Annotated in this window: 21 protein-coding genes; 14 read left to right on the forward strand and 7 right to left on the reverse strand. The window is 73.0% G+C overall.

From position 1 onward, the window contains the following. Nucleotides 1-5: 5 nt before the first annotated feature. The 4 genes from ABT015_RS30405 to ABT015_RS30420 are packed head-to-tail and all read right to left on the reverse strand — an operon-like array spanning nt 6 to nt 2,427. Nucleotides 6-644, reverse strand: a complete 639-nt coding sequence (locus ABT015_RS30405; RefSeq protein WP_350884751.1) for a hypothetical protein — start codon at nt 642-644, stop codon at nt 6-8. A gap of 30 nt (nt 645-674) precedes the next feature. Further along, entirely contained in the window at nt 675-893 is a 219-nt protein-coding gene (locus tag ABT015_RS30410) for a hypothetical protein (RefSeq protein ID WP_350884753.1), read from the reverse strand. Continuing rightward, nucleotides 890-1,138 (reverse strand): hypothetical protein, encoded by a 249-nt coding sequence (locus ABT015_RS30415; protein WP_350884756.1) that lies wholly within the window; start codon nt 1,136-1,138, stop codon nt 890-892. The genes ABT015_RS30410 and ABT015_RS30415 overlap by 4 nt, the downstream gene beginning before the upstream one ends. Nucleotides 1,139-1,194: 56 nt before the next feature. Beyond that, nucleotides 1,195-2,427: a helix-turn-helix domain-containing protein gene (locus tag ABT015_RS30420; RefSeq protein WP_350884758.1), complete on the reverse strand. Its 1,233-nt coding sequence runs from the start codon at nt 2,425-2,427 to the stop codon at nt 1,195-1,197. A gap of 1,098 nt (nt 2,428-3,525) precedes the next feature. Between ABT015_RS30420 and ABT015_RS30425 the strand changes: the two genes are divergently transcribed. The 7 genes from ABT015_RS30425 to ABT015_RS30455 all read left to right on the forward strand — a co-directional run bounded on the left by ABT015_RS30425 (nt 3,526) and on the right by ABT015_RS30455 (nt 11,373). Further along, a complete protein-coding gene (locus tag ABT015_RS30425) occupies nt 3,526-4,716 on the forward strand; it encodes an ROK family transcriptional regulator (RefSeq protein ID WP_350884760.1) in 1,191 nt (396 codons plus the stop codon). 165 nt (nt 4,717-4,881) lie between these two features. After that, a complete protein-coding gene (locus ABT015_RS30430) occupies nt 4,882-6,234 on the forward strand; it encodes an ABC transporter substrate-binding protein (protein WP_350884762.1) in 1,353 nt (450 codons plus the stop codon). Between the two features lie 23 nt (nt 6,235-6,257). Then, nucleotides 6,258-7,256 (forward strand): carbohydrate ABC transporter permease, encoded by a 999-nt coding sequence (locus ABT015_RS30435; protein ID WP_350884764.1) that lies wholly within the window; start codon nt 6,258-6,260, stop codon nt 7,254-7,256. Between the two features lie 41 nt (nt 7,257-7,297). Continuing rightward, nucleotides 7,298-8,206 (forward strand): carbohydrate ABC transporter permease, encoded by a 909-nt coding sequence (locus tag ABT015_RS30440; RefSeq protein ID WP_350884767.1) that lies wholly within the window; start codon nt 7,298-7,300, stop codon nt 8,204-8,206. 8 nt (nt 8,207-8,214) lie between these two features. Next, nucleotides 8,215-9,495, forward strand: coding sequence for a 6-phospho-beta-glucosidase (locus ABT015_RS30445; protein ID WP_350884827.1), 1,281 nt, complete (start codon nt 8,215-8,217; stop codon nt 9,493-9,495). A 153-nt stretch (nt 9,496-9,648) separates the two neighbouring features. Continuing rightward, nucleotides 9,649-10,668: an N-acetylglucosamine kinase gene (locus ABT015_RS30450; protein WP_350884769.1), complete on the forward strand. Its 1,020-nt coding sequence runs from the start codon at nt 9,649-9,651 to the stop codon at nt 10,666-10,668. 129 nt (nt 10,669-10,797) lie between these two features. Continuing rightward, nucleotides 10,798-11,373 (forward strand): hypothetical protein, encoded by a 576-nt coding sequence (locus ABT015_RS30455; protein ID WP_350884771.1) that lies wholly within the window; start codon nt 10,798-10,800, stop codon nt 11,371-11,373. Between the two features lie 66 nt (nt 11,374-11,439). Here ABT015_RS30455 and ABT015_RS30460 read toward each other — a convergent pair whose 3' ends face one another. Together ABT015_RS30460 and ABT015_RS30465 are read right to left on the reverse strand one after the other, a co-directional pair. Continuing rightward, a complete protein-coding gene (locus tag ABT015_RS30460; protein WP_350884773.1) occupies nt 11,440-12,102 on the reverse strand; it encodes a response regulator in 663 nt (220 codons plus the stop codon). Next, nucleotides 12,099-13,274 (reverse strand): sensor histidine kinase, encoded by a 1,176-nt coding sequence (locus ABT015_RS30465; protein ID WP_350884775.1) that lies wholly within the window; start codon nt 13,272-13,274, stop codon nt 12,099-12,101. The genes ABT015_RS30460 and ABT015_RS30465 overlap by 4 nt, the downstream gene beginning before the upstream one ends. 134 nt (nt 13,275-13,408) lie before the next feature. Here ABT015_RS30465 and ABT015_RS30470 point away from each other — a divergent pair, with 134 nt between their 5' ends. Continuing rightward, nucleotides 13,409-14,317 (forward strand): ABC transporter ATP-binding protein, encoded by a 909-nt coding sequence (locus ABT015_RS30470; RefSeq protein WP_350884777.1) that lies wholly within the window; start codon nt 13,409-13,411, stop codon nt 14,315-14,317. Further along, nucleotides 14,314-15,177, forward strand: coding sequence for an ABC-2 transporter permease family protein (locus ABT015_RS30475; RefSeq protein ID WP_350884779.1), 864 nt, complete (start codon nt 14,314-14,316; stop codon nt 15,175-15,177). Before ABT015_RS30470 ends, ABT015_RS30475 begins: the two co-directional genes overlap by 4 nt. Before the next feature lie 19 nt (nt 15,178-15,196). On the opposite strand, the gene ABT015_RS30480 is transcribed toward ABT015_RS30475, so the two are convergent. Next, entirely contained in the window at nt 15,197-15,964 is a 768-nt protein-coding gene (locus tag ABT015_RS30480) for a tyrosine-protein phosphatase (RefSeq protein ID WP_350884781.1), read from the reverse strand. Nucleotides 15,965-16,206: 242 nt separating this feature from the next. On the opposite strand from ABT015_RS30480, the gene ABT015_RS30485 reads away from it, so the two are divergent. The 5 genes from ABT015_RS30485 (at nt 16,207) to ABT015_RS30505 (ending at nt 26,214) form a co-directional block, all read left to right on the forward strand. Further along, nucleotides 16,207-17,010: a GntR family transcriptional regulator gene (locus tag ABT015_RS30485; protein ID WP_350884783.1), complete on the forward strand. Its 804-nt coding sequence runs from the start codon at nt 16,207-16,209 to the stop codon at nt 17,008-17,010. Between the two features lie 99 nt (nt 17,011-17,109). Continuing rightward, nucleotides 17,110-18,225: a PucR family transcriptional regulator gene (locus ABT015_RS30490; RefSeq protein ID WP_350884785.1), complete on the forward strand. Its 1,116-nt coding sequence runs from the start codon at nt 17,110-17,112 to the stop codon at nt 18,223-18,225. A gap of 155 nt (nt 18,226-18,380) precedes the next feature. Further along, nucleotides 18,381-19,109, forward strand: coding sequence for a hypothetical protein (locus ABT015_RS30495; RefSeq protein ID WP_350884787.1), 729 nt, complete (start codon nt 18,381-18,383; stop codon nt 19,107-19,109). Between the two features lie 153 nt (nt 19,110-19,262). Continuing rightward, nucleotides 19,263-21,281, forward strand: a complete 2,019-nt coding sequence (locus ABT015_RS30500; protein ID WP_350884789.1) for a flotillin family protein — start codon at nt 19,263-19,265, stop codon at nt 21,279-21,281. Nucleotides 21,282-21,372: 91 nt separating this feature from the next. Further along, nucleotides 21,373-26,214, forward strand: a complete 4,842-nt coding sequence (locus ABT015_RS30505; RefSeq protein ID WP_350884791.1) for a DNA repair ATPase — start codon at nt 21,373-21,375, stop codon at nt 26,212-26,214. The last annotated feature ends 30 nt before the right edge of the window (nt 26,215-26,244 follow it).

Consider the following 26,244-nt stretch of genomic DNA (forward strand, 5'->3'; position numbering starts at 1 on the left):
TCTCCTCACAGGTCCATGTAGGAGAGCGTCGCGAGGAAGTCGAGTTGGCCGGGGTGCCTTCGACGCCAGTGGGGCACGTTGTAGCCGGCGAACGCCCGGACCGAGCCGTCCGCGTACGGGTGGGCCAGCTCGGTGAAGCCATCGCCTTCGGGGAAGAGGCCGTGTTCGGCGATGACCTCGGCGAGCCGGTCCGGGTGCGCGTCGCGCAAGCCGGGCGCCCAGCCCATCGCGGGCAGACCGTTGGTGAGCGCGAGGCCAACCGTGGCGGTGGCCTTCACCGTGTCCGTGTGCAGGCCCTGGAAGTCGCCCTCGTGGTAGACCACGACGGCGCCGCCACGCGGCACCAGACGGCTCAGCCCGGTCGCCACGCGCAAGGCGGCGAGCAACTGTTTGTCGTAGGCCAACCGTTCCAGCTCGGGACCGGCCGGGAGGAAGCCGCAGTGCACGGGGGAGGCGAAGGAACCGTCCCGGTGCGCGGTCGCTTCCTCGCGCACGTACGGGGTGGTCAGGTCGAGTCGGCTCAGCGTCTCGGCCTGGATCGCCTCGAAACGGGCTCTCTCCAGGACTCCCGGCACGACGACGGTGCCGGTCTCTTCCCAGGCCGCGCGGGCCGGCGACCGTTCGATCGGGGCTGCAGTGGTCATCATCTCTCCTGCTCTTCGCGCGAAACCGCGTCAGTCGACTGGTTCGGGATCGGGAATTGCGCGGGCGGGCGGCGCCGCGACGGGGTGGTCGCCGGCCAGCTGGTGTTCGGCGGCAACTCCGAGCAACGCGAGCGTGACGATGTGCCCTACGCCCCACTGCGCGGTGAGCGAAGCGCCCAGCACGTCACGGTGGCACCCGAGATGGCGGCCAATGGCGGCGCGGCGCAAGGGTGCGATGTCGGTGGTCACCGCTCGTCCGCCTGCCGCTGGGCGGTGGCGGGGCGGAGGGTGGATCCGTCCTTCGGGGCGGTCCACTCCTTCTCACCGCCGGCGCCCTCCGGGCGCAGGTGGTAGCTGTAGACGCCCTCGCCGGGTACGTCCACGACGACGCCCGCCTTGCCGGCGGCGGTGTCGTGAGCGAGATCGCCGAGGCGGAGCGTCCAGGGTTGTGCGGCGTCGTGCGCTTCCTCGTGGGCTGTGCGTCGTCCGCTCATGCCCACAGACGGTAAGTGTGCGATTACGGCTGAATATGAATCAGCGGAATACCGCCCTATCCGTCCAGGTGGAAGCGGTCCGACATGCGCCGGAGCTTCTCCCGGGTGGCCGAGCGCTCCGCGTAGACGATCTTCCGAAGGGTGGCGCGCGCAATCGGGTGGTTGCGCACGAGCTGCGGGGCGACCTTCTCGGCTGCCTCCAGGGACTGAACCGCCTTGTCCCGGTTGCCGTCCCACAGCCAGGCACGGGCCAGGTCCATGTGGTGGTGACCTCGTCGGGAGCCGGGAAGGGCGGCGACCTTCGCGGGGTCGGCGCGCTCGTTGAGGATCAGCGCCTGAGCGTGATCGCCCATCTCCAACTGGACCGATACAGCGTGGATTTGGACGTTTCCGCTGGAGAAGGTCAGCGAGTGCCGGTCGAAGGGAGGCTCGGCCCGGCTTCCGTCCATCAACTCGGCGGCCATGTAAGCCTGCTGGATGCGCTCCTCGGCCTCCAGCCGGTGGCCGGCACGTGCGGCCGACACGGCCGCCCGCAGGTGCAGCGTCCCCCAAGCTCGCACCGCCAGTGGGTCGTTGGCGCTGAACTGGTCCTCGACGAGACTGAGCGCCTTGTCGGACAGAGCCAGTGCGTCGTCCCAATCCGCGGTGGCCCACATGTCCCACACGCGCATCCAGTCTGCGACCGCCCCCATCACCGGGTCGCCGGACAGGCGGGCCGACCAGGCGGCCCGCTCACAGGCCATCGCGACCAGTTCGGGGTGCCCGAGCACATGGGCGGCCGTGTGGGCGAACTTGCACTCGATCGCGTAGATCGCGAACGCCTCTTCGCGTTCGTGACCAGTGGACACTTCGGCCAGGGCTCGCGCCTCACGGAGCATGTCCGGAAGCACCCTCATGATGGCGACGTTGGCGGCGCTGTCCCGCAGTCGGTGCAGACGCTCCGTCTCGCGCCACAGCTCCGCCGCTGGACGCGGCCGGCCGTCGAAGACGGGCGTGAGATCGTACCGGCGAAGCTCCCGCAGAATGGCGGCCGCCGACACCTGCCACTGGTTCTCCGACGCCTTGCCGGCGACGAAGGGCCGCTCTATGAGGTCGTTGGGGTGGCAGTGCAGGGCGGCTGCGAGCTGGTTGATGATGCCGGCCCGATCGAGCTCGATGACGCCCTTCTCAACCTTCGACACCCAGCCCTGGGTCCTGCCGAGCGTGGCGGCCAGATCGGCCTGGGTCATGCCCAGCCGGAGCCGTGCCCGTCGCACCCGCTTGCCGATCGACTCGCGCTCTTCCAGCATTGCGGCCCTCCCAGGCTCGCGCCCGCCTGGCCGCTCGATGGGCCTGCGGTGCTACCAGGAAGCTACCTCGTCAGGGCAGGCCGCGTCACAGGCCAAGGCGACGCGGCCAGCCAAGGGGAGGTTCCCGCGTCGGCTCTCGGTAGGCGCAGGCGGCCCAGCCTGGGAGGAATGACGTTGCCAGGTGGTCGAACTCGCCTTCCTCGATGCCGCGCAGGAGGGCGCCGAGCCTGTCGGGCGTTGTGGTGATGATGGCGTCGGAGTCATCGCTCTCGCGGAGTCTGATGCTGCGGCCGGGGGCTACGGCAAGTCGCGATACTCCTCCCACCATCCCCGAACCCGCCTTCCAGTCATGCCGGCGAGAGCGGGCCGCGAAGGGCGCAACGGGCTCGGGCCTTGGGGGCGGGCCCGCGTCCAGTGATGCGGGCCCGCCTTTCTCGTCCGTTCCCTGATCGCCCTGCATTGCGTTCCGTCCCGCCGCAATCATGATCGCGGCGGGACGGTAAAAGAAAATGCGATTTGACCCACAGCCTTCCATCCTTCTGCATAGGAAGTCGACCTGGCCGACTTCCTATGCAGAAGGACGGAAATACCGCCGCCGCTTCGGCCAGGGCGACGCGGCGGCAGGCAACTAGATAGTCCACCCCTCCGCGCGCTCTAGGAACCCTGGATTCCCCCGAGATCCTCGGCCTGTAATTCATGAACTTTCACCTCGTTCTCACTTGGCGCTTTCTTTGGGTGTCACTCCTCGGCGCGCCGATGGGCCACACCTAGATTCCCATCTTCTTTTATGCTTCATTCATTGACATGCCACCCCTCCTTGCTCGAGGAGGGGTGGCATATTTATTTTTCTTTTTTATGTAAGTTTCTCTTTTGAAGACTGGGGAGTGCAGCCCCGTTCCCAAGACCCTTGGGAACGGGGCTTCGTGCTGCCCGGTAACGCTTCGGCATCCTCCGGGCCGCGGACCATTGACACCCCGCTGACGGGGCCCGTACGGTCCTTCCCAAGCGACTGGAAACTTTCCTAACAGTTCGGCTCTCCGAACCGGCGGGTTCACCCTCGTCGCTCCCCCCACCAGCCGGAAGAGGAGGATTTCGCGCGTGACCAAGACCACCGCCAAGGCCCCCCTCGCCGGCACCCCCAGCCTGCTGCGCGCCATCAACGACCGCGCCGCCCTCGAACTGCTGCTGGAGAACGGCCCGCTCTCCCGCACCCAGATCGGCACCCTGACCGGCCTCTCCAAGCCCACCGCCTCCCAGCTGCTGGCCCGCCTGGAGGCGGCCGGGCTGGTCCTGCCGGTCGGCACCACCGCCGGCGGCCCCGGCCCCAACGCGCAGCTGTACGAGGTGAATCCGGCCGCCGGCCACGTCGCCGGGCTGGACGTCACCAACAGCGAGATCAGGGTCGCCGTCGCCGACATCACCGGCTCCACGCTGGCCGAACACGCCGTGCCGACCAAGGGCGTGCCGGCCGCCGAGACCGTCGCCAAGGTCGCCGCCGCCGTCGCCGAGACCGTCCGCGCCGCCGGACTGGCCGCGGGCAGCCTGCGCACCGCCGCGATCGGCGTCGGCGGCGCCCCCGACCCGGTCACCGGCAAGCTGCGCTACGCCTCCCACCTGCCCGGCTGGCACTCGCCGCGGCTGGTCGAGGAGCTGTCCGAGGCGATCGGCGCGCCCGTGTCGATCGAGAACGACGTGAACCTCGCCGCCGTCGCCGAACAGGCCTCCGGCGCGGCGCGGGGCTCCGAGGACTTCGTCCTGCTCTGGGCCGGTGCGGGCACCGGCGCCGCGATCGTCATCGCCGGCCGGCTGCACCGCGGCTTCACCGGCGGCGCCGGGGAGGTCGGCTACATGCCGGTGCCCGGCTCACCGGTCGCGCGGGACGTGCGCCGCCGCAAGTTCGGCGGGTTCCAGGAACTGGTCGGCACACCCGCCGTCCGGGTCCTGGCCCGCGAGCACGGGCTCGGCGCGCCCACCGCCGAGGACTCGATCGCCAAGGCCCTGGAGACCCCGGGCGCCGGCGACGCCTTCCTCGTCGAACTGGCCGGCCGGCTCGCCGTCGGACTGGCCGCGATCGTCGCCGTCGTCGACCCCCAGCTGGTGGTCCTCTCCGGCGCGGTGCCCACCGCGGGCGGCGAACGCCTGCGCGCCCTCGTCGAGGACGAACTGGCCAGGCTCTCCATCGCCCGGCCCGAGGTCCGCAGCAGTGCCCTGCCCGGCTCGCCCGTCCTGCTCGGCGCCCTGCAACGCGCGCTGGCGGACGCCCGCGAGGCGGTCTTCTCCACCCACTGACAGCCGCCCACTGACAGCCGCCCACCGACGTTCACCGACGCCCACCCGCCGACGCTCCCCGGTCGCCCGTCACCCCGCACGCACCCTGCACCCACCTCTCCCAACCCCCGAACGCGGGCCCCGAGGCAATGACGCCTGCCCGCGCACCCCCAGGAGGACCTCGAAGTGCACTCCACCACCTCCCGCAGAGGCCGTCGCACGATCGCCGCCGTCACCGGCACCGCCGTCCTGGCCCTGCTCGCCACCGCCTGCACCGGCAGCAGCGAGAGCAGCGGCGACGACTCGGCCAGCGGCAAGGACGTCACCATCACCTTCTGGCACGGCTGGAGCCAGGACAACGAGGTGAAGGCGATCAACGACAACATCGCCGCCTTCGAGAAGGCCCACCCCAACATCCACGTCAAGGCCGTGGACAACATCGCGGACGACAAGGTCAACCAGGCCCTGCGGGCCGGCGGCGACGACGCGCCGGACGTGGTCTCCTCCTTCTCCACCAACAACGTCGGCATGTTCTGTTCGACCAAGGCGTTCACCGACCTCAAGCCGCTGCTGCAGAAGAGCGGCATCGACCCGGTCAAGACCTTCCCGGCCGCGATGCTCAACTACACGCAGTTCCAGGGCAACCAGTGCTCGCTGCCGCTGCTCGGCGACGCCTACGGCCTCTACTACAACAAGAAGGCCTTCGCCGACGCGGGCATCGCCAACCCGCCGAAGACCTTCAGCGAGTTCGCCGAGGACGCCAAGAAGCTGACCCTCGCGGACGGCGACGGCTACAAGCAGCTCGGCTTCATGCCGCTGTACCACGGCTACGAGTCGACCACCGAGCACTTCCTGGGCCAGTACGGCCCGACCTACTTCGGCGCCGACGGCAAGTCGAACATCGCCACCGACCCGAAGGTCGCCGCGATGCTCAAGTGGCAGAAGGGCATGGTCGACCAGCTCGGCGGCTACACCAAGCTGGAGAAGTACCGCGCCACCTTCGGCGAGGAGTTCAGCGCCAAGAACCCCTTCCTCACCGGCCAGGTCGCGATGGCCATCGACGGCGAGTGGCGCACCGCCGCCCTCGCCGACACCAAGCCCGACTTCGACTGGGCCACCGCCGCGTTCCCCGTCCCGGACGACCAGGCCGACACCTACGGCCGCGGCTACCAGACCGGCACCATCGTCGGCATCGCCAGCAGCAGCAAGAAGCAGGCCGCGGCCTGGGAGCTGGTCAAGTACCTGACCACCGACACCGACGCGGTGGTCAGCTTCGCCAACGCGATCCACAACGTGCCCAGCACCTTCGACGCGCTCAACTCGCCGAAGCTGACGAGCGACCCGAACTTCAAGACCTTCATCGACGTCGCCAAGAACCAGTACTCGGGCACCACCCCGGCGGCCGTCAACGGCAGCGGCTTCATCTCCTCCCTGCAGAACCTCGGCTACGACTACGAGTCCGGCAAGCAGCCCGATCTCTCGGCCGGCCTCGCGGCCACCGCCAAGGAGATCGACGCCGCCATCGCCCAGGCGAAGTAGCGGAAACGGTCCACGGAGCTCCCATGTCACTCGCGTTCGGCACCCGCAAGGGCACCGGATCGACCGACCCGGCGGCGCCCTCCACGCAGCACCTGCTGCGCCGGAAGCGCCGCCGGGAGGCGGCCCGCAACCTCGCCTTCCTCTCCCCCTGGCTGATCGGCTTCGGCGTCTTCTTCCTGTACCCGCTGATCTCCACCGTCTACTTCTCCTTCACCAAGTACAACGGCTTCGGCGCCCCCTCCTTCAGCGGCCTGAAGAACTGGGACTACGTCTTCAACGACCTCCCGGCGTTCTGGCAGGGCCTGCGCAACACCGTGTGGCTGGTCTTCATCATGGTGAGCCTGCGGGTCGCCTTCGGCCTCGGCATCGGCCTGCTCATCACCAAGGTCAAGACCGGCGTCGGCTTCTTCCGCACCGCGTTCTACCTGCCGTACCTGGCACCGCCGGTGGCCGCCACCGTCGCCTTCGCGTTCCTGCTCAACCCCGGCACCGGCCCGGTCAACCACTTCCTCGGTGAGATCGGCCTCCCGCAGCCCGGCTGGTTCGCCAGCGCCGACTGGTCCAAGCCCGCGCTCACCATGCTCGCCATGTGGGGCATCGGCGACCTGATGGTCATCTTCATGGCCTCGCTGCTCGACGTTCCCAAGGAGCAGTACGAGGCCGCCGAACTGGACGGCGCCGGCCCCTTCCAGCGGTTCCGGTACGTCACGCTGCCGAACATCTCGCCGATCATCATGTTCGCCGTGGTCACCGGCGTCATCCAGACCATGCAGTACTACACCCAGGCGATCGTCGCCGGGAAGGTCGCCGGCGGCATCGCGGGCAACTCCGGCCAGCAGTTCGAGCCCGGCTTCCCGCAGGGCTCCACCTGGACCCTGCCGCAGATGGTCTACAACCTCGGCTTCCAGCGCTTCAACTACGGCGCGGCGTGCGTCGTCGCCCTGGTGCTGTTCGCCATCTCGATGGCCGTCACCTCGCTCCTGCTCCGCCGCAAGTCCGGCTTCATGGCGAGCGACGACTAGTCCGTGTGCTGCGGACCCAGCGGACCGATGAGGACCCGAACATGACTCTCAGCTCCACACTCACCAAGGCGCCCGCCCCGGCCGGCACCTCCCGCGCCTCCGGCCCGGCCGCCCGGGCGGCCCGCCGCCGCGCGATGCTCAACTGGGTGGCCGTGCACTCGCTGGCCATCGCCGCCGCCCTGTTCTTCCTGCTGCCGTTCGTCTTCGCCTTCCTCACCTCGGTGATGACCGACCAGCAGGCGCTCACCACCGACTACTGGCCCACCTCCTGGCAGTGGGGCAACTACGGCAAGGTCTGGGACACCCCCGGCTTCCTCACCTGGTGGCGCAACACCCTGCTCTACGCGGGCCTCGGCACCGTGCTGACCATCGTCTCCAGCCTGCCGGTCGCCTACGCGCTCGCCAAGTTCCGCTTCCGGGGCCGCAACCTGGCGCTGATGGCCGTCATCGCCATGATGATGCTCCCGCCGCAGGTCACCATCATCCCGATGTACCTGTTCTGGGCCAAGCAGCTCGGCCTCGGCGGCTCGCTCTGGCCGCTCATCATCCCGATGGCCTTCGGCGACGCGTTCTCGATCTTCCTGCTGCGCCAGTTCCTGCTGACCATCCCCAAGGAGTACATCGAGGCCGCCAGGATCGACGGCTGCGGCGACCTGCGCACCCTGCTGAAGGTCGTGCTGCCGATGGCCAAGCCGGCCATCGCCGCCGTCGCCCTGTTCCAGTTCTTCTACTGCTGGAACGACTACTTCGGCCCGCAGATCTACGCCAGCAACAACCACGAGGCCTGGACGCTCTCGTACGGCCTGGAGTCGTTCAAGGGCGCCCACCACACCAACTGGAACCTCACCATGGCCGCCACCCTCCTCGTGATGGCACCGGTGATCGTCCTCTTCTTCTTCGCACAGAAGGCCTTCATCGAAGGCGTGACACTGACAGGGGTCAAGGGCTGATGTCCGCACTGAAGTTGGCAATCGTCGGCGGCGGTTCGACGTACACCCCGGAGCTGATCGACGGCTTCGCCCGGCTCCGCGACACCCTGCCGATCGGCGAGCTGGTGCTCATCGACCCGGCCGCCGACCGGCTGGAGCTGATCGGCGGGCTCGCCCGGCGGATCTTCGCCAAGCAGGGGCACGGCGCCGTCGTCACCACCACCGTCGACGTCGAGGCCGGTGTCGCCGACGCCGACGCCGTGCTGCTGCAACTGCGCGTCGGCGGGCAGGCCGCCCGCAACCGGGACGAGACCTGGCCGCTGGAGTGCGGCTGCGTCGGCCAGGAGACCACCGGTGCCGGCGGCCTCGCCAAGGCGCTGCGCACCGTCCCGGTCGTCCTCGACATCGCCGAGAAGGTCCGGCGCGCCAACCCGGACGCCTGGATCGTCGACTTCACCAACCCCGTCGGCATCGTCACCCGCGCGCTGCGCAACGCCGGCCACAAGGCCGTCGGCCTGTGCAACGTCGCCATCGGCTTCCAGCGCAAGTTCGCGACCCACCTCGGCGTCGACCCGGAGCTGGTCCGGCTCGACCACGTCGGCCTCAACCACCTCACCTGGGAGCGCGGCGTCACCCTGCTCGACGCCCCGGGATCGGCGACCGGCCGGGAGGTGCTGCCGGAGCTGCTCGCCGCGCACGGCAAGGCGATCGCCGAGGACCTGCACCTGCCGCAGCCCGTCATCGAGCGGCTCGGCGTCGTGCCGTCCTACTACCTGCGCTACTTCTACCAGCACGACGCCGTCGTCGAGGAACTCAAGGTGCAGGGCTCGCGGGCCGCCCAGGTCGCCGAGATCGAGCGGCAGCTGCTGGAGATGTACGCCGACCCGGCCCTCGACACCAAGCCGGAACTCCTCGGCCAGCGCGGCGGCGCGTTCTACTCCGAGGCGGCGGTCCAGCTGATCGCCGCGCTGCTCGGCACCGGCGGCGGGACGTCCGTGCAGGTCGTCAACGCGCCGAACAACGGCGTGCTGCCGTTCCTGCCCGACGACGCCGTCATCGAGGTCCCGGCCGAGGTCGACGCGAACGGCGTCCGGCCGCTCCCCCAGCGGCCCGTCGAGCCGCTGTACGCCGGCCTCATCGCCGCCGTCACCGCGTACGAGCACCTCGCCCTCGACGCCGCCCTGCACGGCGGCCGCGACCGGGTCTTCGACGCCCTGCTCGCCCACCCGCTGGTCGGCCAGCTCGAACTCGCCGACCAGCTCACCGACCGGCTGCTCGCCCACAACCGCGAGCACCTCGCCTGGGCCTGACGGCCCGGGGCCCGGCTTCGCACCCGGGCCCCGTCCGGAAAGCGGCCCGGCCCGCGATATGAGGGTGTCGCGGGCCGGGCACTGCGAGGAGACCGATCACCCCCGGCCGGGGACAACGCCACGGCCGGGCCACGTACGAGCCGCGGGGACCTGATGACCCACCAGCCCGAACCGACCCTGCCAGGCGTCCTCGCCATCGACGCCGGCAACTCCAAGACCGACGTCGCCCTGATCGGCGCCGACGGCACCGTCCGCGGCACCGCCCGCGGCGGCGGCTTCGCACCCCAGAAGATCGGCGGCGCCGCCGCCGTCGCCGGCCTCGCCCCGCTCGTCGAGCAGGCCGCCGCCGCGGCCGGCCACCCCGCCTGGAGCGGCGTCCTCACCAGCCACGTCAGCGCCTGCCTGGCCAACGCCGACCTGCCCGTCGAGGAGGAAGCCCTGCGCGCCGCGCTGGAATCCCACCCCTGGGGCGCCAGCAACACCGTCGTCAACGACACCTTCGGCCTGCTGCGGGCCGGCACCGACGGCCCGCGCGGCGTCGCCGTCGTCTGCGGCGCCGGCATCAACTGCGTGGGCCTGCTGCCCGACGGCCGCACCGCCCGCTTCCCCGCCCTCGGTGAGCTCACCGGCGACTGGGGCGGCGGCGGGGGCCTGGCCGTCACCAGCATGTGGCACGCCGTCCGCCACGAGGACGGCCGTGGCGGCCCCACCGGGCTCTCCCGCGCCATCGCCGAGCACTTCGGCCTGCCCAGCGCCGGCGCCGTCGCCGAGGCCGTCCACCTCGGGCACCTGCCGACCAGCCGGCTGCACGAGATCGTCCGGGTGCTGTTCGCCGTCGCGGAGCAGGGCGACGAGGTCGCCCTGGGGCTGGTCGACCGCCAGGCCGACGAGATCGTCCGCCTCGCCGTCGTCGCCCTGCGGCGGCTGGAACTGCTCGACGCGCCCACCCCGCTGGTGCTCGGCGGCGGCGTGCTCGCCTCCCGGCAGCCGCTGCTGCTCGACAACCTGACCGCCCGTCTGGCCGAGGCCGCGCCGCTCGCCGAACCGCGGGTCGTCGTCGCGCCGCCCGTCCTGGGCGCGGCGCTGCTCGGACTCGACCACCTCGGGGCGGGCCCCGCGGCCCAGGCCCGGCTGCGCGAGGCGTACGAGGCGCAACGGCCCGTCGCCGCCTGACCGTTACGCCGCCCCCAAGACTCCCGCCGCCGCCGGATCCGCACATCCGGCGGCGGCGGGAACCACAGCCCGTGCACCAGTCGTGTACCTGAGTGACGAGTTCCGCCGCTGTCCGGGGAGACTAGTGCCATGGCCGTGCCCCGAACCCTCCTCGCCGCGCTGCTCTGCTGCACCGCCGCAGCCGCCCTCGCCGCCTGCACTCCCGCCGACTCCGCGCCCACCGTCGCCGCCGCCTCCGCCGCCGCCCTCGCCGACGGGGCGTACGACGACGAGGACGACCTGCTGGACGACGACCTCGCCGACCCCGAGCCCAGCATGGACAGCTCCCCCGCCCCCACCGCCGACTGCGCCACCCCGACCCCGACCGAACGCCCCGGACACACCGTCCTGGTGGTCCTCGCCACCGACGACGGCGACGTCACCGCCCAGCCCGCCCGCTACTCCTGCGACGAGGCCCGCTACGAGGGGACGGGGACACCGGCCCGCTACGGCTTCGCGACCGCCGGGGTCGAGGCCACGCTCGTCGACCGCCCGAACGGCGACCCGACCAGAACCGTCCGGCTGGAGGACGTGCTCGGGCACCTGGAGGACTGCCTGGCCGAGCACGAACCCGACCCGCCGTACAGGTGCTACGGCAACGTGTACGACGTGGTGCTGGACTCGCACGGGCGGATCATGCGGATCGGGGAGCTGGTCGAATCCTGATCCGGCCCTGATCCGGCCCTGGTCCGGCCGTGATCCGGCCGTGGACCGGCCGTGGACCGGCTGGGCTCAGGACGGGGCGACGAGGCCGAACTCGTAGGCCTGGATGACCAGGTGGACCCGGTCCCGGGCGTCCAGCTTGGTGAACAGCCGGGCCACGTGCGCCTTGGCGGTGGCCACGCTGATGGTCAGCTCCTCGGCGATCTCGCCGTTGGACAGCCCGCGGCCGACCAGCGTCAGCACCTCGCGCTCGCGCTCGGTGATGCCGTCGACCGTCGCCCGGCCGGACCGGGCGGCGGCGGGCTGCGGGCGGGCGGCGAACTCGCCGATCAGCCGGCGGGTGATGCTCGGCGCGATCAGGGCGTCCCCGGCGGCGACCACCCGGACGCCGTCGAGGATGGTCTCCAGGGCGAGGTCCTTGACCAGGAAGCCGGCCGCCCCGGCCCGCAGCGCGCCGTACACGTAGTCGTCGTCGTCGAAGGTGGTGAGGACGAGGACGTGGGTCGGCAGGCCGGGGTCGGCGGTGATCCGGCGGGTGGCCTCGATGCCGTCCATGCCGGGCATCCGGATGTCCATCACGGCGACGTCGGGGCGCAGCCGGCCGACGAGTTCCACCGCCTCGGCGCCGTTGCCGGCCTCGCCGACGACCTCCAGGTCCGGGGTGTCGGCGATGAGCACGCGCAGACCGGTGCGGATGAGCGGCTGGTCGTCGACCAGGACGACACGGATCACGGGGAGACCTCCACGGGGAGCGGCAGTCGGGCGGCGACCTGGAAGCCGCCCGCGGGGCGCGGGCCGGCGCTGAACTCGCCGTTCAGCAGGCCGACCCGCTCGCGCATGCCGGCGATGCCGTAACCGGAGCCGGCGGACGGCCCGGCGGCGCCGGCGCCGAGGTCGACGACGGTGACGGCGACCTCCTCGGGACCGTAGTCGACGGTGACCCGGCAGTCCTGGGTGCCGGAGTGCCGGACCACGTTGGTGACCGCCTCCTGCACGATGCGGTAGGCGGCGAGGTCCACCTCGGGCGGCAGCGGGCGGGGCTCGCCGAGGCGGGTGAGCGCGACCCGCACGCCCGCGCCGGCCGTCTGCTCGACCAGTCGGTCCAACTCGCCCAGCCCCGGTGCGACCTCCATCGGCGCGGGCTCCGGTTCGCCCTGGCGCAGCGCGCCGAGCATCCGGCGCAGCCCGGCCAGGGTCTCCCGGCTGGTCGCCTCGATGGCGTTCAGCGCGTTGCGGGTCTCGGCGGGCTGGGTGTCCATGACCCGGCTGCCCATCCCGGCCTGGATCGCGATGATGCCGATGCTGTGGGCGACCATGTCGTGCAACTCGCGGGCGATCCGCAGCCGTTCGGCGGTGATCGCCTGCTCGGTGGCGCGGCTGCGCAGGGCCTCGGCGTGCACGCGGTTCTGCCGGACGGTGTTGCCGACCAGCCAGGCGATCGCGGCGGTCGAGGCGAACGCGGCCTGGGCGACGAAGTCGGTGTGGTAGTCGTTCGCCACCCGCCAGGCCGCCAGGGCGGCCACCAGGGCGACCGGCATCGCGGCGGCGCACAGCGACACGGCCCGGGAGCGGGTGGCCGTGCAGTAGCCGATCGCCGCCTCGGCGAGCAGCAGTTGCACCACGGCCGTCTCCTGGATCCGCATGCCGATCGTGAACGCGCACGCGGCCAGCGGGATCGCCACCGCCAGCAGCGGGAGCCGGACCAGCAGCGACGCCATCAGGGTCGTGACCACCGCGGTGACCAGCAACGGCATGTCCTCGAAGTTGCCGTTGTAGCGGAACAGGTGGGCCAGCTCGTCGCTGCGCTGGAAGCCGCGGAACGTGATGACGGCCACCCAGAACGCCGCCACCCAGACGCCCGGCGGCACGCGCCTGAACAGGGGCGGACGAGGGTTGGTGATCATCGCCCGATGGTAGCGGCGGCCCCTGCGGCGGCACATCGGCCCGCGGGCGTAATCCCCCGGGCCAGTGCGGCGGCCGCCGGTTGTGGCCCGCGGCCCGATGCCCGGCCGGGGCCCCGGACGGCACCGTTGCCTCCGTGATCGAGATCGAGCGACTGACCAAGCGGTACGGCGCCACCACGGCCGTCGACCAGTTGACCTTCACCGTCCGGCCGGGCACCGTCACCGGTTTCCTCGGCCCCAACGGCGCCGGCAAGTCCACCACGCTGCGGATGATCCTGGGGCTGCACACCCCGACCGAGGGGTCCGTCACCGTGGACGGCGTGCCCTTCGCGGACCGGCCGCGCGGACTGCGCCACGTCGGCGCCCTGCTGGACGCCCAGGACGTGCACGGCGGGCGCAGCGCCCGGGCCCACCTGGCGGCGCTCGCCCGCGGCAACCGCATCCCGCTCCGGAGGGTGGACGAGGTGCTCGCCGAGGTCGGCCTCGGCAAGGCCGCCGGGCGCCGGATCGGCGGCTACTCGCTGGGCATGAAGCAGCGGCTCGGCATCGCCGGCGCGCTGCTCGGCGACCCGCCGGTGCTGCTGTTCGACGAGCCGCTCAACGGCCTCGACCCGGAGGGCGTGCTGTGGGTGCGCGGCCTGTTCCGCCGCCTCGCCGAGGAGGGGCGGACGGTCTTCGTCTCCAGCCACATGATGGCCGAGATGGAGCACACCGCCGACCGGCTGGTGGTGATCGGCCGGGGCCGGCTGATCGCGGACGAGAGCCTGGCGGAGTTCTCCGCCCGCGACGCCGTCACCAGCGTGGCCGTCCGGACGCCCGAACTGCCCTCGCTCGCCGAGGTGTTGCGGGCCGAAGGGGCGGCCGTGCGGCAGGAGCCGGACGGGGCGGTGGTGACCGGGCTGCCCGCCGCCCGGATCGGCGAACTCGCCCTGCGGCACGGCCTGGTGCTGCACGAGCTCGCCACCCGCACCTCGTCCCTGGAGTCGGCGTTCATGTCGCTGACCGCCGACAGCGTCGAATACCTGGCAGGAGATGCCCGATGAGTACCGCCGCCCTCGCCCCCGCCCGCCCCCGCACCCGCCCGGCCGAGCCGCGGCCCCGGTTCGGCGACCTGCTCGCCGCCGAGTGGATCAAACTGCGTTCGCTGCGGTCCACGTACTGGGTGCTGGCGCTGGCCTCGCTGGCCGCGATCGTGGTCAACCTGAACGCCGTCCACACCGACCTGACCTACATCGACCACCCCCGCCCGCCGGTGCCCGGCTTCCCGCCGTACCGGTACGACCCGCTGTACCACGGCCTCAGCAGCATCTCCGGCGCCCTGATGGCCGTCGCGGCCGGCAGCCTCGGCGCGATCACCGTGTTCGGCGAGTACACCACCGGCATGATCCGCACCACCTTCGCCGCCGTGCCCGACCGGCGGGGCGTGGCCGTGGCCAAGGTGGTGCTGATCGCCGGCCTCACCTCGCTCGCCGGGGCGGTGGTGTCCGCGGTGTCCTTCTTCGGCAGCAACGCCATGCTGGCCTCCCGGCACGTCGGGCTCTCCATCACCGACGAGGGCTGCCTGCGGGCCGTTCTCGGCTACGCGGCGCTCGTGCCCGTCTGCGCGCTGATCGGGATGGCCCTCGGCGCCCTGCTGCGGCACGCCACCGCTTCGATCGTCTCGCTGGTCATGCTGCTGTTCATCGTGCCGATGCTGTTCGGCGGCGACCGCTACCGCTGGCTGAAGGAGATCGGCAACCACCTGCCGCTCGCCGCCGAGGGGAGGCTGACGATCAACCCCAACTCCTCGACGACGATGGGCAAGTACGCGCCGAGCGTGCTCGACTCCTGGATCACCCTGGGCGCCTGGGCGGCCGTCGCGCTGACGGCGACGGTGGTCCTGATGCGGCGGCGGGACGTCTGAGCCCGACGGAAGCCGGGTGTCAGACGGCCGAGGCCGCCGCGGCGCCCGCCTTGGCGCGGAAGGCGCCGAGGGTGGCGGCGGGGACGCCGCAGGCGGGGAGGAAGGCCTCGGCGCCGCCGTGGCGGGTGCGGACGCGGTCGAGGAAGACGGCCATGGCCTCCGCCGGGGCGTCGAGGAGCGGGGCGGGGATGGTGAGTTCGCGGCCCTCGGAGTCGGTGACCCGGGCGCCGCGGGCGTTGAGCGCGGTGCGGTGGCGCTCGGAGAGGCCGGCGAAGATCTGCGGCAGGGCGTCGGCGGTGCGGGCGTAGTCGGCGACGATCCGCTCGGCGGGCACGCCGAGGAGGTCCAGCAGCAGGGCGGTCAGCAGGCCGGTGCGGTCCTTGCCGGCGGCGCAGTGCAGGAGGACGGCGCCCGGGCGGGCGGCGGCCTCGACGGCGGCGGTGACGGCCTCGGGCGCGGACTCGGCCAGCAGCACGTAGTAGTCGCCGAGGTCGGCGGCGGTGGCCATGGTGCGCATCCGGGCGGCGAGGCCGTCGCCGGTGGGGTTCACCGGGGCGGCGACGACGGCTATCCCGGCGGCCTCGGCGGCGGCCCAGTCGGCGGGGTCGGTCTCGCGGGTGTCGCGCAGGTCGACGATGGTGCGGATGTCGCAGGCGCGCAGCTGGGCGACGGTGGCCTCGTCGGCGGCCGGGAACGGCTGGGCGGAGCGGTACAGCACGCCGGGGCGGATCCGCAGGCCCTCGGGGTCGCCGAGGACGGCGGAGTCGCGGAAGTTGACCAGGGACATGCGCGGGGCCTTTCGGTGGGGCCGTGGGGGGAGGGACCGGACATCCAGATGTGCGTCAAGACATCTAGATGTCTAGTCCCTCCCCGGGGTGCGGGGCAAACCACGGTCGCCCGCACCCCTCCATCCCACCCCCGCCGACCGGTCCCGTCGACCGGAGCGAGGGGACGGGGTGGGCGGGCGGTGGGCCCGGCCGTGGGCAGGCTGCGGGCGGCGGCGGGCCCGGGGTTCGTAGGATCGGGCGTGTGGCGACGAACCCTCCCAGCACCCCGCTCTACCGACGGCTGGCCCGGCGGCTCCAGGAACGGATCGACGCCGGCGCGTACCCGGCGGGCGCCCGGCTGCCGAGCGAGCCCGAGCTGAGCGCCGAGTTCGGGGTGAACCGGCTGACCGTCCGGCAGGCGGTGGCGGAGCTGGAGCGGGCCGCCGTGGTGGAGATCCGGCGGGGCGTGGGCACGTTCGTCCGCCCGCCGGCCGTCCGCGTCTCGATCGCGGTGGATCCACGCAGCCAGCGCTTCGACCTGGGCAGCGTGCACGCCGCACTCCCCGACACCGGCGACGGCGAGTTCGTGCTGGGCACCCCGCCGGCGGCCGGGTCGGTGGAGGACGAGGAGGCGGCCCGGCAGCTGGGCCGGGCGCCGGCCGAGCTGTCCCGGGTGGACACGGTGATCCGGCTCGGCGGCCAGGCCCGGGCGGTGTGCAGCTACTGGGTGCCGTTCGGCCCGCTGCCGGAGGCCCTGGTGCGGCCCGGCCGGCCCGGGAACCTGGTGCTGGACCTGGCCCGCGCGGCCGGGGTGGAGCTGGAGTACGACTGGCGGGCGTTCGGCGCGATCGGCGCGGACCTGGCCGACGCCGAGTTGATGGGCGTCCCGCCGGGCACCCCTCTGCTGGTCCGCGAGGGGGTCAGCTGCACCCCGGACGGCGCCCCGGCGCTGTACGTCCGGCGGCGGATCGACGGCAGCAGCGCGCGCTTCGTCCTGAACTTCCGCGAGCCCAGGCCGGAAGCACCGTCCGGCCCTGCGGCCGATCCGCCGCCCGGACCGCGATAGCGCCAGGTCAGCCGCCCACCCCGCACCGTTCGGCGCCGTATCGATCCTGCTAAAGTTCCGCGCCGGATCATCACGCGTCACGGGGGGCGGAGTACCGCGGTGTCCGAGGGGACCGAACACGACATACCCACCGAACTCGCCGAGGCCTACCTCGGGCTGCTCGCCGACGCCTCCCGCACCGGGAGGCTGCTGCGCCGGGACGAACTGGAGTGCCTGCGCACGCTCGGCGAGCACTGCGCCGAGGCCGGGTACGGGCTGCGCGACGTCGTCGCGCACTGCCTGGCGGCCACCCGGCGGGCCTGGCAGACGCTGCCGGGCATCACCGCGGCGGGCGGTGTCGGCGAACTGCGCCGGACCGGCGACGCCGTGCTCGCGGCGACCGAGGCCGCACTGGCCGCGCTCGGCGAGGGGCACGAGCGCGCGCAGCGCATGGCGGTCCGCCAGCAGGAGTCCGCGCGGCGCGAGTTCATCGACGACCTGCTGTACGGCCGCAGCGACCTGGGCCTGCTGGCGGAGCGCGCGGAGCGATTCGGGCTCCGGCTGGCGGGCGCGTACGCGGTGGCGGTGGCCGTCGGCGACACGCCGTACGCGGACGTCCACCCGCTGGTGAACCGGGTGGAACGGGAGCTGGTCGGGCGGTTCGGCGAGCGGGACGTCCTGCTCGCCGGCAAGGACGGCCGGCTGGTGTGCATCGTCCCGGACACCGAACGCGCCGTCCTGGAGGCCTTCGCCGACCTGGCGCTGCGCCCCGGCCCCGGCTACCGCCCGGTGCTGCGGGTGGCCACCGGGCGCCGGCATTCGGGGGCCAGCGGGGTGCTGCGCAGCTACGAGGAGGCGCTGGGCGCGCTGGACTACGCGGACCGGCTGGACCTGCCGGCGCAGCAGCTGAAGGCCGAGGAACTGCTGGTCTTCCCCGTGTTGATGCGCGACCGGGCGGCGATGGCCGACCTGGTGCGCAGCGTGCTGGGCCCGCTGACCGAGGCGCGCGGCGGCGCCCGCCCCCTGCTGGACACCATCGCGGTGCAGGCGGAGGCCGCGTACGTGAACGCGGAGGCGGCCCGGCGGCTGGGGCTGAGCGTGCGCACGCTCGGCTACCGGCTGGAGCGGATCAAGGCGCTGACCGGCTACGACCCGTCGGACGCCCTGCAGCGGTTCACCCTGGAGACGGCGGCGATGGGCGCCCGGCTGCTGAACTGGCCGGAGCAGCCGCTGTAGGCGCCTGGCCAAACGCCCCCGGCAGTGCGTTCCAGGGTGTCAAAGGGCCGTAAAGATTGCCGGATCCTGGCAATGTGCGAACGGCCCCTCCGCTGTCACGATCTCCATGGCGCCGAGGTGCGGTGCCGTGGGAACAGCGGGGGAGCGTGGCCGGGGTGGGGGGATTCGTCGCGGCCGCGCTGGCTTTTCCGACGGCGCTCTTCAGCTTCGCGCTGGTGGTGGTCGTCGGGTACTGGCTGCTGATGCTGGTCGGCGGCCTGGGCTTCGACGCCCTGCACGGGGGACACGGCGTCGGGCATGCCGGTCACGTCGGCCATGCCGGTCACGCGGGCGACCTGGGGCACGGTGCCGGGGGGCACACGGCCCACGGGGGACACGGGGCCGCCCAGGACGGGCACGGCGCCGACGGCGGGGGCGCCCACCACCACGGAGGCGTGCTGGACGCGCTGGGGCTGGGCGGGGTGCCCGTGACGGTGGCGGTGTCGCTGCTGGTCGCGCTCGCCTGGTTCGTCAGCCTGGCCGGCACCGTCCTCACCTCGGGGGCACCGGCGCGCGGCGGCGTGTTCGCCGTCGCGCTGGTCGCCTCCTGGGCGGGCACCCGGCTGCTGGTCCGGCCGCTGTCCCGGCTGTTCCCCGAAGACCGCCCGGCGACCCGGGGGGACTTCGTCGGCCGCGTCTGCGTGATCCGCACCGGCCGGGTGACGGCCCACTTCGGGCAGGCGGAGGTCACCGCCGAGGACGGCTCCACCGCGACCGTCCAGGTCCGCACGCTCACCGAGGAGCCCGGGTTGGCGGCCGGCCGCACCGCCCTGATCTTCGACTACGACGCCGACGGCGAGCACTTCCTGGTGGCGCCGTTCGACCCGGCGCTACCGGGCGGCTGACTCCCCCGGGCGTCCCCTCTCCTCCCTTCATCCCCTTTGTTCTGCTTGTACTGCTTGTTCTGCTGTTCCGTTCCCATCCGCTTTCATCTGCTTTCATCTGCTTTCATCTGCTCGACTTCGCACCATCTCGTCATCTCGTCAAAGGACTCCGTGATGGACACCATCGCCGTGGGTTTCGGCATTCTCGTCGCCGTCGTACTGCTCATCGTGCTCGCCATGCTGCTGTTCGTGGGCCGCTTGTTCCAGAAGGTCGAGCAGGGCAAGGCGCTGATCGTCTCCCGTACCAAGAAGGTGGACGTCACCTTCACCGGCGCGATCGTCCTCCCGGTGCTGCACAAGGCCGAGTTGATGGACATCTCGGTGAAGACGGTGGAGATCCACCGCGCCGGCCGGGACGGGCTGATCTGCCGGGACAACATCCGGGCGGACATCCGGATCTCCTTCTTCGTGCGGGTGAACAAGACCGTCGAGGACGTCATCAAGGTCGCGCAGGCCATCGGCACCGCCCGCGCCAGCGACCCGTCCGCGATCCAGGAGTTCTTCGCGGCCAAGTTCGCCGAGGCGCTGAAGACCGTCGGCAAGCAGCTCGACTTCACCGACCTCTACACCCACCGGCACGAGTTCCGGGACCAGATCATCGCGGTCATCGGCACCGACCTCAACGGCTACACCCTTGAGGACGCGGCCATCGACCACCTCGAACAGACCCCGATGAACCAGCTGGACTCCGACAACATCCTCGACGCCCAGGGCATCCGCAAGATCACCGAGCTGACGGCGATCGAGCACGTGCGCACCAACGAGTACCAGCGCACCGAGGAGAAGGAGATCACCCGGCAGAACGTGGACGCCCGGGAGGCCGTCCTCGAACTCCAGCGCCGCCAGGCCGACGCCGAGATCCGCCAGCGCCGCGAGATCGAGACCCTGCGCGCCACGGAGGACGCGGTGATCGCCCGGGTCCAGGAGGAGGAGCGGCTGAACGCCCAGACCGCCTTCCTCCGGACCGAGGAACTGCTCGGCGTGCAGCGCGAGAACCAGGCCCGCGAGGTCGCGGTGGCGCAGAAGAACCGCGAGCGGGTGATCGCGGTGGAGAACGAGCGGATCGAGAAGGACCGCCTGCTGGAGGTCATCGGCCGCGACCGGGAGACCGAACTCGCCACCATGGCCAAGCAGAAGGAGGTCGAGTCCCGCCGGCGGGAGGTCGCCGACGTGGTCCGCGAACGGGTTGCGGTGGAGCGGACCGTCGCCGAGCAGGAGGAGGCCGTCAAGACGCTGCGCGCCACCGAGGACGCCGAGCGCACCCGCCGCGCGGTGATCATCCAGGCCGAGGCGCAGGCGCAGGAGAAGCTCGTCAAGGACATCAAGGCCGCCGAGGCCGCCGAGCAGGCCGCCTCGCACAAGGCCCGCGAGTCGCTGGTGCTGGCCGAGGCCCGGCAGCAGACCGCCGAACTGGACGCCACCGCCAAGATCCGGATGGCCGAGGGCATCCGGGCGGAGGCCGCCGCCGAGGGACTGGCCCAGGTGCAGGTGCGCGAGCAGGAGGCCGCGGCGGTGGAGAAGGTCGGCCGCGCCGAGGCCGCCGTCCAGGCCGAGAAGGCGAAGGCCGCCGCGCTGGAGATCGGCGCCAAGCTGAAGGCCGAGGCCGAGGGCCTCACCGAGAAGGCCGCGGCGATGGCGAAGCTGGACGAGGCCTCGCGCGGGCACGAGGAGTACCGGCTGCGGCTGGCCGCCGAGAAGGATGTCCGGCTGGCCGGGCTGGACACCCAGCGGCAGATCGCCGAGGCGCAGGCCGCGCTGGTCGCGACCGGGCTGGAGAAGGCGAAGATCGACATCGTCGGCGGGGACGGGGTGTTCTTCGACCGCCTGGTGCAGTCGGTGACGGCCGCCAAGAGCGTCGACGCCTTCGTCGGGCACTCGCAGACCGCCCAGGCCCTGGCCGGGCCCTGGCTCGACGGCAGCGCCAGCTTCACCGAGGACCTCACCCGGGTGCTGTCCTCGGTGTCCACGGCGGACGTGCAGAACCTGACGGTGTCCGCGCTGCTGATGCGGATGATCGGCACCGGAGGCGGCGAGCAGGCCGGGCAGCTGCGGCAACTGCTCACCTCGGCACAGAAGTTGGGGATCGCCGAGACCTCGATCGGGGCGCTGGCTTCGGTCAACGGCTCCAAGTGAGCGCCTGAGTCGCCCGAGTCGCCCGAGTACCCGATCTCCTGAGCAGTTGAGAAACTGAGCAGTTCAGAAACTGAGTAGTTGAGGAACTGACGTGGTGGACGCCCTCGACGCCCGGCTCGACGCCGGCACCTACGAGGTCCTGCGCGGCCGACTCGCCCGGTCCGCCGCCGAACTCGCCGACCGCGCGCAGGCGTTGAACGCCCGCCGGGTCGAGGAGTTCGGCGGCGGGGAACTGCGGCTGGTCGGCACCGGCCGGCTCACCACCGGCCGGGCCTGCCTCCCGCAGGACCTCACCGCCGTCGGCGGGCTGCTGCTGCTCGGCACCCGCCCGGGCAGCGCGCCCGACACCGCCGTCGCCGCTTCCACCGTCTCCGTCTCCGGTTCCGCCGGCGCCCCGGCCGAGGGCTCCCCGGGTGCCGGGCCGCTCGGGGAAGTCCTGAGCGTCCACCACCCCGACCTCACCCCCGCCCCCGCCGAGGGCACCCTGCTGGACGACCCGCGCCTTCGCCAGGACCTCGCCGACCTGCACCGCTACTTCCGCGACGCCCGGCTGGAACGGCTGCGCCCCGTCGGCGGCCGCCTGCTCGCCGTCTTCCGCACCGGCCCCGCCGCCGCCGACGTCCGGGTGCTGCGCTGGCGCCCCGTCGACGACCTCGCCGACGACGGGCACCCCGCCTACCAGGACGGGCGCGGCGAACGCGACCACACCGCCGCCGACGGCCAGCAGCTCACCTGGACCGCCCTCACCCGGGACGACCAGCTGCCCGCCGCCCCCGGCAGCCCGCCGCGCGCCGACCTCGGCGGCGAACTCCGGCTCGGCATCGACGGCGGCCGGCTGACCGTCAGCACCCCCGACGGCCGCGAGCTGCACCGCGAACCCCTCGCCGAGGCCCTGCAGACCCTCGCCGACGCCCAGATCGCCCACGCCCGGCTCGGCACCCTGCTGCTGGTGCGCGTGCGCCCGTACCAGGAGGAGACCGTCCGGCACCTGGTCTGCCACCTGCCCACCGGCCGGGTCACCCGGATCGACGCGCTCGGCCAGGCCTGCCTGCGGCTGCCCGCCGACCAGGGCGTGGCCTTCCCCGGCGGCTGCCACCTCACCGACGGCACCGTGCGCAGCTACGACCAGCCGGTGGACGGCCTGGCCTACGAGCGCACCCTCGTCTCGCCCAACGGCGAGGACGTGCTGTACGAGTTCCGCTCCCGCGCCGACGGCCGCGCCCTGCTCCAGCCGTACAACAGCGTCCGCCAGGAGGCCGCCGCCCCGCTGCCCTGCCAGGGCTACGCGCTGCTCGCCGACGGCACCCTGATCGCCCTCCGCCCGGCCGAGGACGGGCCCACCCGGCTGCACCCCGTCCAGCTGTGGCAGACCCCGTTCACCAGTGAGCGCCACGCGGCCGCGCAGCCGCCCGGCACCGGCCCGCTCGCCCGGATCGGCAACGCCGACCTCGTCCGCGGCCTCGCCGACTGTCTCTCCCTGGCCCGGCTCGCCGCCGCCGGCGCCGACACCCCGGCCGGCCACCAGGCCGTCCTCGCCGCCTGCACCCGCACCGCCGACCGGCACCACTGGCTGGGCCAGCCCGGGCTCGGCGACCTCGCCGCCCCGCTCGCCGAGATCCGCGACACCGCCCGGCAGGTCATCGCCGAGTACGAGGCCGTCGCCGAACTCACCGCGCACGCCGCCCGGCAGACCGAACAGGCCGCCGAGCACGTCGAAGGCCTGCTGCGCACCGCCCGCGGCGAGACCCTCGCCGACGCCGCCGAATGGGTCGACCGGCTCGCCGGGCTGCGCCGCGCCCAGGGCCGGATCGAGGCGCTGCGCGACCTGCCGCGCGCCGACCCCGCCCGGATCGACGCGCTCGCCGCCCACCTCGCCGAGGGCCTGGCCGAAGCCGCCGCCCGCGCCGTCGGACACCTCGCCGAGCCCGAGGCCTTCGCCCCGCACCGCCGGCGCGCCGGCGAACTCGCCGACCGCTGCGCCGCCCTCACCACCGCCGCCGAAGCCGAGCCGCTGGGCCTCCGGATCTCCGAGCAGAGCGAGGCGTTGCAGACCGTCTCGGAGCTCGTCGGCACCCTCGACCTGGCCGACGCCACCACCCGCACCGCCATCCTCGACCGGCTCGCCGACGTCCTCGGGCTGCTGAACCGCGCCCGCGCCGCCCTCACCGTCCGCCGCCGCGACCTGCGCACCCGCGAGGCCGCCGCCGAGTTCGCCGCCGAAACCGCCCTGCTCGCCCAGGCCACCACCGCCGCGCTCGCCGCCGCCGACACCCCCGAGGCCTGCGACGAACAGCTCGGCCGGCTCCTGCTGCGGATCGAGCAGTTGGAGACCCGCTTCGCCGACGCCGACCCGGCGCTGGGCGAACAACTCGCCGACCGGCGCACCGGAATCCACGACGCCCTCACCGCCCGCCGCCAGCATCTGCTGGAGGAGCGGGCCCGCCGCGCCGACCGGATCGCCGCCTCCGCCGAACGCATCCTCGACACCCTGCACCGGCGGCTCACCGCCCTCGACACCGCGGCCGAGATCGACGCCGCCCTCGCCGCCGACCCGACCGCCGTCAAACTCCGCGACCTCGCCGCCCAGTTGACCGCGCTCGGCGACCGCGTCCGGGCCGAGGAGCTGACCGGACGGCTGCGCGCCGCCCGCAGCCGCGCCCACCGGGCCCGACGCGACCGCGCCGAACTCGCCGGCGACGGCCCCGGCACCCTGCGACTGGGCCGCCACCTGTTCGCCGTCACCACCCAGCGGCCCGAACTCACCCTCGTCCCCTGGCGCGGCCGCCCCGCCTTCACCCTCACCGGCACCGACTACCGCTCCCCCGTCGCCGATCCGGCGTTCGCCGCCACCGAGCGCTACTGGAGCCGGCCGCTGCCCTCCGAGACCCCCGCGCTCTACCGGTCCGAATACCTCGCCGCCAGCCTGCTGCTGGCCGCCGAACCGGACGGGCTGGACGCCCTGCGTGACACCCTGCGCACCGAGGGCGACCTGCTGGAGTTCGTCCGCCGCGCCGCCGAACAGCGCCCGGACGAGGGCTACCAGCGCGGCGTCCACGACCACGACGCGGCGCTGCTGCTTCGTGCCCTGCTCGAACTCCACGCCGAAGCCGGCCTGTTGCGCCACCCGGCGGCCGCCCGGGCGGCCGCGCAGCTGTACTGGGCGCACGGCGCCGACGAGCGGCAGCGGCTGATCTGGCACACCCGGGCCCGCTCGCTCACCCTCGCTCTCACCCTCGCCCGGCAGGCCTTCGGCGGCGCACCGGCTCCGGCCGCACCGGCGGCCCTGACCGCCCTGGACTCCCTGGCCGACGAACTGAGCTCCGCCGTCACGGAGTTCACCTCGCACCCGCAGCCCGCCGGCCCGTACCTGGTGGCCGAACTCGCCGCCGCCACACCCACCTTCGCGTACGCGCCGGGGGCCGCCGCGCTGCTCGACAAGTTCCACGCCGCACCCGAGTCCGCCGGCCTCACCGAAGCGCTGGCCGCACTGCCCGCCGAACCCGCCCTGCTGCCCGCCAGGTGCCAACTCGCCCAGGCCTGGCTGGAGTCGAGCGCCGTCGACGCCGACCCCGGAGACCTCGCCGAGGCCACCGCCGCGCTCCTCTGCCCGTCCCTGCCACGCCGGCCCGCCGAAGGCGCCGCCACCACCCGCCTCACCGGCCTGCTCGGCGACCACCCCCGGCTCCCGGGCGGCGCGCTCGACCTGCGCCTCGACGAACTCCTTGCCCGCGTCGCCGAGTTCGCCGCCACCGAGGCCCCCGGATACCGCGCCTACCAGCGGCTGCGCGCCGATCTGCTGGCCGCCGAGCACACCCGGCTACGCCTCGACCAGTACCGGCCGGCCCCGCTCAACGGCTTCGTCCGCAACCAGCTCATCGACCAGGTCTACCTGCCGCTGGTCGGCGACAACCTCGCCAAACAGCTCGGCACCGCCGACACCGGCGGACCGGTCGACCGCAGCGGCCTGCTACTCCTGGTCTCCCCGCCCGGCTACGGCAAGACCACCCTCGTCGAGTACCTCGCCGAACGGCTCGGCCTGCTGCTGGTCACCGTCAGCGGCCCCGCGCTCGGCCACCGGGTCACCTCCCTCGACCCCGCCGAGGCCCCCGACGCCACCTCCCGCCGCGAGATCGAGAAGCTCAACTTCGCCCTGCACGCGGGCGACAACGTGCTGCTCTACCTCGACGACGTCCAGCACACCTCGCCCGAGCTCCTCCAGCGCTTCATCCCGCTCTGCGACGCCCAGCGCCGGATCGACGGGGTGTGGGACGGCGAGGCCCGCGAGTGGGACCTGCGCGGCAAGCGCTTCGCCGTCGTCATGGCCGCCAACCCGTACACCGAGTCCGGCCGCCTCTTCCGGCTGCCCGACATGCTCGCCAACCGCGCCGACGTCTGGAACCTCGGCGACGTCATCGCCGGGCGCGAGGACCTCTTCGCGCTCAGCTTCGTCGAGAACGCGCTGCCCGCCAACCCGCACCTGGCCCCGCTCGCCACCGCCGACCGCGCCGACCTGGACACCCTGCTGGCCCGCGCCACCGGCACCCCGGGCGGCACCCTCGCGGGCGCCTGGCCCGCCGCCGAGACCGACCGGATGACCGCCGTCCTCGCCGGACTGCTCCACCTGCGCGGCACCGTCCTCGCCGTCAACCGCGCCTACCTGGCCTCCGCTGCGCAGGACGACCGCACCCGCACCGAACCCCCGTTCCTCCTCCAGGGCTCCTACCGCACCATGGCCAAACTCGCCCAGCGCCTCGACCCGGCGCTCACCCGCCCCGAACTCGACGCCCTCCTCACCGACCACTACCGCGCCGAAGCCCAGCCCCTCGGCGCCGACGCCGAAGCACAGCTGCTGAAGCTGGCCGAACTCCGAGGCCGCCTCACCCCCGCCCAGGCCACCCGCTGGGAGGAGCTCAAGCGCACCCGGCGGGGGTGACGGGCCCGGCGGCGTTCCCCGTGTCAGGGG

It is taken from the genome of Kitasatospora sp. NPDC094016 (assembly GCF_040304045.1).
Lineage (GTDB): Bacteria > Actinomycetota > Actinomycetes > Streptomycetales > Streptomycetaceae > Kitasatospora.

Coding starts and splice junctions, on each gene's coding strand:
- ABT015_RS30440 (WP_350884767.1), top strand. CDS start 7,298: ATGACTCTCAGCTCCACACTCACCAAGGCGCCCGCCCCGGCCGGCACC.
- ABT015_RS30500 (WP_350884789.1), top strand. CDS start 19,263: ATGGACACCATCGCCGTGGGTTTCGGCATTCTCGTCGCCGTCGTACTG.
- ABT015_RS30475 (WP_350884779.1), top strand. CDS start 14,314: ATGAGTACCGCCGCCCTCGCCCCCGCCCGCCCCCGCACCCGCCCGGCC.
- ABT015_RS30480 (WP_350884781.1), bottom strand. CDS start 15,964: ATGTCCCTGGTCAACTTCCGCGACTCCGCCGTCCTCGGCGACCCCGAG.
- ABT015_RS30415 (WP_350884756.1), bottom strand. CDS start 1,138: ATGAGCGGACGACGCACAGCCCACGAGGAAGCGCACGACGCCGCACAA.
- ABT015_RS30450 (WP_350884769.1), top strand. CDS start 9,649: ATGACCCACCAGCCCGAACCGACCCTGCCAGGCGTCCTCGCCATCGAC.
- ABT015_RS30455 (WP_350884771.1), top strand. CDS start 10,798: ATGGCCGTGCCCCGAACCCTCCTCGCCGCGCTGCTCTGCTGCACCGCC.
- ABT015_RS30465 (WP_350884775.1), bottom strand. CDS start 13,274: ATGATCACCAACCCTCGTCCGCCCCTGTTCAGGCGCGTGCCGCCGGGC.
- ABT015_RS30420 (WP_350884758.1), bottom strand. CDS start 2,427: ATGCTGGAAGAGCGCGAGTCGATCGGCAAGCGGGTGCGACGGGCACGG.
- ABT015_RS30435 (WP_350884764.1), top strand. CDS start 6,258: ATGTCACTCGCGTTCGGCACCCGCAAGGGCACCGGATCGACCGACCCG.
- ABT015_RS30405 (WP_350884751.1), bottom strand. CDS start 644: ATGACCACTGCAGCCCCGATCGAACGGTCGCCGGCCCGCGCGGCCTGG.